An 8,725-nucleotide genomic window follows, 5' to 3' on the forward strand; every position below is an offset into this window, starting at 1 on the left:
GCCGCCTGCTCGTCCGTGGGGTAAAAGCGGTACTTGAACGCCCGCTTGACCTGCTGCACCATGCCTCACACTCTATCAGCTCCCGTGTGAGGGCGGATGTCGGCCGGAATTCGGTGAACGCCGGATCGCCCTGGCGGCGATTCACCTTTCCCTGCCCTGCTCCGCAGGAGCTTCGTTTGCTGACTTCGGCGATCAGCCGGTCCGAAGGGCTACCGCGGTGAGGCGCGTCATTTCTCGACCGGGGCGGGGGCTTGGGGAAGGCGTAGCTGGAAGCATGCTCCGAGGGTCCGGGGGGTGAGGGTGAGGGTGCCTTTGTGGCGGTGGGCCAGGTCGCGAGCAATAGCGAGGCCCAGGCCGGTGCCGCCCTGGTCGCGGGAGCGGGCGTCGTCGAGCCGGACGAAGCGTTCGAAGATGCGCTCGGCGTCCTCGGTGGGCACGCCCGGTCCATCGTCGTGCACCGTGAGGACGACCCAGTCGTCCTGGTTCCGGATGGTGATCTGGATGCGGTGTGCGGCGTGACGGGCGGCGTTGTCGATGAGGTTGCGCAGCAGCCGTTCGTATTCGTCCGGGTTTCCGTGTACGTGTGCGGGGGCGGTGCTGTCGCAGGTGAGGGTCAACGGTCGTTCGGTGAGCGGATATTGCTCGGCCAGCCGAGAGGCGAGGGCTGTCAGGTCGACGGTTTCGGGACTGGCCACGGGGGTGCGGGTGTCCAGGCGGGCGAGGAGCAGCAGGTCTTCGGCGAGGGCCTGGAGGCGGCGGGTCTGTCGGGCGGCGGTGGTGGCCGCGGCGGGCCAGTCGGTGCGTTCCGGGTAGGCGAGCGCGACTTCCAGGCTGGCCAGCAGTGTGGTGAGGGGGCTGCGCAGTTCATGGGCGGCGTCCGCGACGAAGCGGCGTTGCTGGGAGGCGGCGTTGTCGAGGCGTTGGAGGGTGGTGTTGATGGTGGTGGCCAGGGCGGTGATCTCGTGTCCCGTGGCGGGGACGGTGACGCGTTCGCGGGGGTCGTTCGCGGTGACCGAGGCGGTGAGGACGCGGATGGCCTCGACCGGCCGCAGCGCGATGCGGACGGTGAAGTAGGCGATGGCGGCGATCAGCACAAGGCCGACGAGACCGGCCCGCAGCAGCAGGTCGTCGGTGGTGCCGGCGATCTCCTCGGCTGTGTCCGGGAGCACCACCACATAGGCCCGCAGCGTGGCGTCGGCGGTGACGCCCAGGGCCGCTGCCTTGTCCTTGCCCAGTTCACAGCCACAGATGTCGTGGTACAAGACCAAGTAGGTCTTGCCGGCCAAGTCGTACCCGTACACGGGGTTGTAGTCGCGGCGCTCCGGTATGCGCAGGGGCCACCTCGTATAGCCCCCGAGGTCACTGTCATCCTTTGGTGTCGGGGCGGAGAGCGGGGGTGGAGCGGGCAGCACATGGCGGGCGCGGGGATCGAAGTTCTGCATGGCTCCGCCGGAGGCGACAGCGGTGCGCCGGCCGGTCGCGACGACCTCGTACGGCGCGGCGCTTGCGGGACCGGGAACCGAACCATCCCTCAGCTGATGCACGAGAGCGGCGAGATTCCCCTCGGCACGGTTTTCGGCGATGGTCATGCTCTCGCGGTAGACCTCCTGGTGCACCCACCGGCCGATGCCGACCAGGACAACGGCGGTGGCCAGGGCGGCGGCCAGGGCCGTGCGGGCTCGTACCGAACGCGGCCACCAGCGGCGTCGCGGCTCAGTCGCGTTCACGGTCGTCCACCAGCCGGTAGCCGGTACCCCGTACGGTCTGGAGGGACTTCCGCTGGAACGCGGCGTCCACCTTCTTGCGCAGTGCGCTGACGCGCGCCTCCACCAGGTTGGGATCCTGGGCTTCGTCGGGCCACGCGTGATACAGCAGATCCGCTTTGGAGACCGCCTGGCCCGCCCGGCGGGCCAGCAGCTCCAGCACGGCGAACTCCCGGGGTGTGAGTTCCACCCGGGTCCCGGCCCGGCGGCAGACCCGGCCGGCGACATCCAACGAGAGGTCGCCCACGGCAAGGACGGGCGGGGCGACCGTGGCGGCTCGTCTGACCAGGGCCCGCAGCCGTGCGACGAGCACCATGTAGGAGAAGGGTTTGGCCAGGTAGTCATCGGCCCCCGTGTCCAGGGCCTCTGCCTGATCCCACTCCCCGTCCTTGGCGGTGAGTACCAGGATGGGCGTCGCGTTGCCCTCCCGGCGCAACTGGGCGCAGACCTTGTAGCCGTTGAGTCCGGGCAGCATCAAGTCCAGTACGACAAGGGCGTATTCGCCGGTCCGAGCCATCCACAGTCCCTGCCGGCCGTCATGGGCGAGGTCGACGCTGTAGCCCTCGGCGGTGAGACCGGTGTGCAGGGTATGGGCAAGGTCCACCTCGTCTTCGACCACCAGGATGCGCATGTGGCGCAGCCTCGCACAGCGCCGGCCCGCTTTCCTGATCGGCCGGTCAGGTTGGATCAGCATCCGGTCAACGAGGTCCGGGCACGCTGGCGGCGTTTCCCCGCCACTGCCGAAAGGCCCTGCTGCCGATGTCCCTTGATGAACGTGCCCCCGCCGTGGCCACGACGGTTTCCCCTCCCGTACCCGCCCGTCGGCAATCACCGGGCCCGGCCAAAGCCGTTGTCGTCATCGCGCCCTTGGCGCTGACCATCGCTCTGGGGCTCTGGGGTATCCGCAGGCAGAACACTATGTGGGGGGACGAGTCCGTCACCTATCAGCTCGCGCACCGCGATCTTTCCCAGATATGGCACACCGCCCAGCACATCGATCTGGTCCATGCCCTGTACTACGCCGTGATGCATGAGATCTTCGGTCTCTTCGGCGGAGGGCTGCTGACGTTGCGGCTGCCGTCTGTGCTGGCGATGTCCGTGGCGGCGAGCGGAGTCGGGCTGCTGACGCTACGCCTGGCGGGACCCCGTGCCGGGCTGCTGGCCGGGCTGGTGTTTCCGCTCCTTCCCCAGGTACAGAAGTACGCGCAGGAAGGCCGCTCGTATGCCATGGTCTGCGCCCTGGTCACCTGGGCCACCTATGCGCTCGTGGTCAGCGTCCCGCAGCGCGCCCGGTGGCGGTGGGCGGTCTATGGCTCCACCATGCTGCTGGCCTGTCTGCTCCATGAGTTCGCGGTCCTCGCCCTGGTCGCACACGGCGTCACACTGGTCGTCTCCCGTGTTCCACGACCGGCGCTGAGGGCATGGAGTGTGACCGCCGCGGGCGTTGTGACCGGGCTGTTGCCGCTGGCGATCTGTAGTGCGCAGCAGTCGGGGCAGGTGTCCTGGATCGGCGGACCGGTGCGGCTTCGTTATTTCCTGGTGGTGGCGGTCGTGGGCGTGGTGTGTGCCCGAGCGCCTCTGGGGGTGAAGGGGCCCGTACGGCTTTCCGCGCTGGCTGTGCCGATTCTTGTGCTTCCGGGCCTTCTGCTGCTGATCACCTCACTGGTCAAGCCCCTTTTCGTCGACCGGTATGTGGTCTACGGCAATATCGGGATCGCCGTGCTGCTGGGCGCCTGGATGGATTACTTCCACCGGCGGCAGCGGTCTTCCCGCAACGCGTGGATCGCGGCGGTTGCCGTACTGGCCGCGCTCGTCCCGCCGAGCATTTCACTGAGGACGCCCCAGAGCCGGAGCAATGACGTCACCGCCGTCGGCGCCGCCGTACGCGAGGAGGGCCGCCCCGGCGACGGGCTGCTCTATCTCTCCGGCCAGTACCGGGCCTTCACCGCGGCCCGCCCCGAGGACACCCGTTTCCTGACGGATCTGGCCCTGGCACAGGACGCCGTTTCGTCGAACACACTCGCAGGTGTCGAGCTTCCCGCCCAGGACATAGCGGCACGCATGCTGGAATTCGACCGGATCGTCGCGGTCCGCGGCCCGGCGGGTGCGCACTCGCCCACCAGCCCTCAGGAGCAAGCGAAAACAAGCACCCTGCGACGGTACTTCCGCGAGCACGCAACAACCCATGTCAACGGGGCGCGAGTCACCGTCTATGTCCGAGACCACGACCCATCTCGCCCGCAGCGAGCGGTGAGGTGATGAGGCGGCTGCCGGTCAGTGCCGTAGGTCCTCGGGGGCGCGGCTGATCCAGACCGAGCCGGTGTATTCCGGCCGGTTCTGGATCAGCGTCAGGGTCTCGGCCTCGCCGAGGTGCTGGAGGGGGCGCGCCGGGTCACCGGCGAAGACCAACCGCCGTAAGCGGTCGACAAGTTGGGTCTCGTGCGGGTCGTCGATCTCGATCGGCTTGCCGAGCCAGCCGAGGGCACATGGGCGCACCCCTGCTCTTGCCAAGCGAAGGTCGTCGGTTCGAGGGCATCTTTCGCGCCATCCGTGGCGAGAACGGTCCTGAGTACAGGTACTCATGTGCCTCCCGTACGGGTCGTGATGAGCTGGGCAGGTGGCTGAGCGAATCCCAAGCGGGTGCAGCGGGTGTGTCCTGGTCGGCGCTGAGCTGACGGCCCTGGTGTTGATCTTTCTCGCCTGGGGCGCTTCCTACTTCTCTTGGGATCCGCTGAACGTCGGAGACCCGATCAGTCCATACATCGCGAAGGCGGCTGTTGTGGCCGTGATCGCCGCCGTTACGGCGATCGTGGCCGCTGCGCGCGGTGCATCGGGGGTGGCCTGGGGGCAGGGGGCAGTCGTGTGCCTCACCATCGTGGTCATGCTCGGGGCGAACTTGGTGGGCAGGAGAGTGGAGGAAGAGCACCGGCGCAGCGCGTGTTACGCGGGCTTGGACGCGCCCTGGTGCGAGGACTACACCGTAAACGGCGCAGCCGCCCCCTGAGAGCAGCCGCCCCTGAGAGGCGTTGAAGAGCCCGCCATCGTCGATGGCGGGCTCTTGTGGTCGCTGGAAGCGGCCATCCGTGGTGGAGCCGCCGTAGCAAGGCGACGACCCAGGTCAGGGACGGGCTCAACAAGCACACGGCAGGGGTGCGCCCGTCGCCTTGTTCGGGCGGCTACGGCTCAGTCCGGCAGCCCCCACGGCTTGGCGTCGCCGACGGCCGGGACGTCGCGCGGGGCCGGGTCCGGGCGGTGGCCCCGGGGGGTGATGAGGGCCGTCGCGTCGCGGGCGAGCGGGATCTCGACGCGGCCGGGGCCGGTGCCGCGGTAGCGGAGGGGGCGGCCCCGGTGGTCGCGGACGTCGATCGGGCCGGGGATGCCGTGGTGCAGGACGAGCGGGGCACCGGCCTCGCTGTGGACGCGTATCCAGCGGGTGCGCCCGGCCGAGCGGTCGGCGTCCACGAGGAAGGCGCCCTGGGTGCGCAGGGACTGGACGGAGAGGTCGGGCCAGCGGCGGGAGACGGAGGGGAAGACCCGCAGGACGCCGTTGTGGCTCTGGACGGCCATTTCGAGGATCGACTGGGCCGCCGCCAGGGGGCTTTCGGTGGCGAGGTTGCCGCCCTCGACGTACATGGTGTTCGGGGTGATCCAGGCGTTCTTGATCAGGTTGCCGTCCGTGAGGAAGGTGAGGAAGTCCAGGGCCTCCTCGGGCCGTTCCATGCGCGAGGCCATGGAGGAGGCGACGGCGTAGCTGTAACCGGCCCACAGGCTGCGGTCCTTGACCCAGTGGTCGAAGGTGGTGCGCATGATGTCCCGGTCGGCCGGGCGGTCCCAGTCCAGCTCGTGCAGCGGGTAGAGCCAGAGCATATGGGAGAAGTGGCGGTGGGACTCGGTGAGCGGCTTGTCGGCGCCGATCATGATGCCGGTGGCATCGCGGGGGTAGGCCACGAGGCGGTCGAGGATCTCGCGCCAGCGCCGGGCGCGGGGGTGGTCGGTGCGGAGGATGCGCAGGCAGTCCAGGAGGGTGGCGCAGCCCCAGCGGAGCAGCGAGAGGTCGTAGGTGCAGTCCTCGGCGTCGGCCCACTCCGGTGAGCGGGTGAGCGGCAGATGCAGTTTGCCGTCGCCGCCCTCGTGGAGGAAGTGGTCGTAGAAGTTCACCGCCTTGGCGAGGATCGGGAAGAGGACGTCGCGCACGATGCGGATGTCCATGGTGTGGCGGTAGCTGAGCCAGATGTTGTGCATGGCCCAGATGAGATTGCCGTTGTTGTCGGTCTTGGTGGCGGTGCCGGGGATGCCGACGGTCTTGTCGCCGGGGCGCAGCAGCCAGTCGGAGGGGTGGGCCAGCGCGTAGGTGTCGCCGTCCCGGTACTCCGGGGGGACGGACAGCGGCAGGTTCTTCTCGAACTCCTTGAAGGTGGAGGTGACGGAGTCGAGTTCGAGGTGGTTGGAGCCCTGGATGAGCCAGGTGGCGATCTGGACGTTGAGGTTCCACCAGACCGCGGTCCAACTGCCGCCGGTCTCCGGGTACCACGGCCCCCATTCGGACATCGAGGGCCCGTCGGCGCGGGTGGCGCAGGCGACCTTGTAGAGCTGGATCCAGTAGAAGCTCTGTAGCCGTTTGTCGGGTACGGAGACCAGGCTGTGCTGGTAGAAGCGGTGCCACCAGGCGCGATGGGAGCGCACCAGGTCGTCGGGGTCGGTGGCCAGGGTCCGGGCCACCTCGGCGACGGCCAGTTCGGTGGTGTGCGACAGGTCCTCGGGGTGGCGGTAGACGATATGGGCGGCCAGCAGCCTGCCGGTGCCCACGCGGCGTTCCCGCCAGGCGGTGGTCCAGCCGCCGCCCGCGATCAGCGGCTGCTCGACGTAGTGGGTGGCGCCCGTGGAGCCGGTGCGGGGGTCGGGGTTGCCGGTGTAGTCGGCGGGCTTGTCCTTGGTGCGGGGCGAGGCGGCGGGCAGCCAGGTGAACGACCAGGCCGCGGCCTCCTCACCGGCGCTGGGCCGGGTGGAGATCAGCAGCGCGCCACGGGTGTTGTGCACCAGCATCGAGAAACGGACGCTGCCCCGGGTGGTGGTGATGGTGCCGCGCAGCTCGGCGTCCCAGAGGTCGAGCGTCCAGTCGACACCGGTCACCTCTCCGGCGAGGGTGAGGTCGAAGTGGCCGATGGGCAGGCGGGAGAAGCCGTAGGGGGCGCGCCACTGGGGGCGCTGGTCCTGCACCTGGGTGTGGCTGAGCATGACCTTCACGGAGCGCGCCGTCTCGCCCTTGTACACCACCGCGCCGAGCAGGCCGTTGGCCAGGAAGGGGCCGTCCTTCCAGTCGCCGGGCATCCGCCGCCACCGCGGGGCGGCGGCCCTGGCCATGCGTTCGGGCAGGGCCGCCGCTCCGCCGGACACCCGGGGAGCGGCCCAGGCGGTGCTCGATCCGGCCAGCCAGCCTCCGGTGCCGACCGCGGCGGCGGTGCCGATCACACCTCTGCGAGAGATCCCGTTCCAGATCCCGTTCCCTGTTGGCGCGGTCACGTATGTGCCTCCCATATCCGGTGATGAACTACCGGAATGGTGCAGTGCACTTGGGCACCTGGGAATACCTCCGACGTATAGAAATTCAACGGGCTACGTATTCGCAGGTGAGGCGGGCTCAGCTCCTCACATTGGGTTGCCGAGGTTCGGAGTGAGCCGATGTCTCGCCATCGGCGGTCGCGGTCATAGCTCGGCGAGTTCCGCCCGCAGCCGTACCGTCTCCGCCGGATCCCAGCCGTCGTGCGGCACCGACGACAGCAGAAGCCGGGTGTACGGATCCGCCGGGGTGTCCAGCACCCGGGCCGTCGGACCCGTCTCGACCGCACGGCCGCGCCGCATCACCAGCGTGTCGTCCGTGATGTGCCGTACGACGGCAGGTCATGGCTGACGAAGACCAGGGCCACGCCGGTCTCCCGGCGGATATCGGCGAGCAGCCGGAGGATGCGCCTGGATGGACACGTCCAGGCCGGCCGGCCGGACGGGGCCCGCCGCGCCGTCATGCTCGGCTTCGACGTGGACGGCCCCACCCGGTGGCTCGACGACCGCGCCACCGGGGCCATGACGATGCGCAGGGGCGGGGCCACGGCCGCGTGCACGGGGGGGGCCGCCGACAGCGTCGCGTCAAGACTTCCCGTCCTCGCGTCAGCGTCGCGTCAGGGACCGCCTCCCGCCACAAGGCGCGGGACTTACCGTCCTGTCCGGGCCCCGGTCCGCCGTCCGGTCCAGGGCCTTCCCCGCTCCCCCTGGAGGCACGTCATGACCAACCATCTCTACGGAGACGACCCCGAGCCCGACGAACCCGTCCCGGCCGGACGCGTCCCTGTACGTCCTCGTCCGGCCGGGGCCTGCCGGCTGCGCCATGCGCATCTTCCGTACCGTTCCTGGGCAGTGGGCGGGAGTGAGCCCGCTCACTGGCACGCCCCGAACGGTTTTGGGCACTCCCCCAGCTACCGCTGGGAGGTACCCCCTGGTCGTCCGCTTTCGCGTCCCGGGCGGCGACACGGATCGCGTCCGTGGTCCGAGCCGGGCGGGCGGAGTCCCTCACGACCTGGCCATGTGGATCTGGCCAGAGGCGACGGGGAGGCCCTGAACCATCACTCTGGTGGAGCAGGGGCCCCGCACGCCGGCACCGCACCCGGCGTCCCAGATCGCACAGCCACGCTAACCCGACCCGCCCATGGCGCCGCAAGGCCAGAAGCCGACCATCACACGATCGAGCTAAACCGGCCTTACACACGCTCCCGGACGAGCAGTTGCCAACCCCCCATGGCGGCCGTACCTGCCGTCGGCTTCTCCACCCGGCAGCGGCTGACCGCCGTCCTCGGCACCCGGCAGCCGTGGATCCGGCTCGGCGAACCGGCGCTGCGCGCCCTCACCGAGCCGCTCGGCGCCACCTCGCTCACCGTGGACCCGCGGCTCGCGGTCCGCGAGGTCGCGCGGCC

At 69.7% G+C, this 8,725-nt stretch carries 8 protein-coding genes and 1 pseudogene; 3 read left to right on the forward strand and 6 right to left on the reverse strand.

The genetic code is table 11. The features are described from left to right. From KN815_RS52475 to KN815_RS42480, 3 genes are all read right to left on the reverse strand, one after another. Nucleotides 1-62 (reverse strand): helix-turn-helix domain-containing protein (locus KN815_RS52475; protein ID WP_216347120.1); only part of this gene is annotated, 62 nt, incomplete at its 3' end. A 165-nt stretch (nt 63-227) separates the two neighbouring features. Continuing rightward, nucleotides 228-1,727 (reverse strand): sensor histidine kinase, encoded by a 1,500-nt coding sequence (locus tag KN815_RS42475; protein ID WP_216347114.1) that lies wholly within the window; start codon nt 1,725-1,727, stop codon nt 228-230. Further along, the gene (locus KN815_RS42480; RefSeq protein ID WP_216347115.1) at nt 1,714-2,394 is read right to left on the reverse strand and encodes a response regulator transcription factor; all 681 of its coding nucleotides are present in this window, start codon (nt 2,392-2,394) and stop codon (nt 1,714-1,716) included. The genes KN815_RS42475 and KN815_RS42480 overlap by 14 nt, the downstream gene beginning before the upstream one ends. 287 nt (nt 2,395-2,681) lie before the next feature. Between KN815_RS42480 and KN815_RS42485 the strand changes: the two genes are divergently transcribed. Continuing rightward, on the forward strand, nt 2,682-4,022 hold the full coding sequence (locus KN815_RS42485) for a glycosyltransferase family 39 protein (protein ID WP_372458622.1): 1,341 nt from the start codon (nt 2,682-2,684) through the stop codon (nt 4,020-4,022). A gap of 15 nt (nt 4,023-4,037) precedes the next feature. Here the strand turns inward: KN815_RS42485 and KN815_RS42490 are convergent, their stop codons facing one another. Continuing rightward, nucleotides 4,038-4,274 (reverse strand): hypothetical protein, encoded by a 237-nt coding sequence (locus tag KN815_RS42490; protein ID WP_216347117.1) that lies wholly within the window; start codon nt 4,272-4,274, stop codon nt 4,038-4,040. Between the two features lie 106 nt (nt 4,275-4,380). Here KN815_RS42490 and KN815_RS42495 point away from each other — a divergent pair, with 106 nt between their 5' ends. Further along, on the forward strand, nt 4,381-4,767 hold the full coding sequence (locus KN815_RS42495; protein WP_216347118.1) for a DUF6234 family protein: 387 nt from the start codon (nt 4,381-4,383) through the stop codon (nt 4,765-4,767). Between the two features lie 179 nt (nt 4,768-4,946). Here the strand turns inward: KN815_RS42495 and KN815_RS42500 are convergent, their stop codons facing one another. Beyond that, on the reverse strand, nt 4,947-7,283 hold the full coding sequence (locus KN815_RS42500; protein ID WP_216347119.1) for a glycosyl hydrolase family 95 catalytic domain-containing protein: 2,337 nt from the start codon (nt 7,281-7,283) through the stop codon (nt 4,947-4,949). A gap of 183 nt (nt 7,284-7,466) precedes the next feature. Further along, nucleotides 7,467-7,754 (reverse strand): annotated as a pseudogene (locus tag KN815_RS42505) (ABC transporter ATP-binding protein); the annotation flags it as partial. A 795-nt stretch (nt 7,755-8,549) separates the two neighbouring features. Here KN815_RS42505 and KN815_RS51960 point away from each other — a divergent pair. Further along, nucleotides 8,550-8,725 (forward strand): SAV_915 family protein (locus tag KN815_RS51960; RefSeq protein ID WP_308403702.1); only part of this gene is annotated, 176 nt, incomplete at its 3' end.

This window comes from Streptomyces niphimycinicus (assembly GCF_018883605.1).
In the GTDB taxonomy this organism is placed as follows: Bacteria; Actinomycetota; Actinomycetes; order Streptomycetales; family Streptomycetaceae; genus Streptomyces; species Streptomyces niphimycinicus.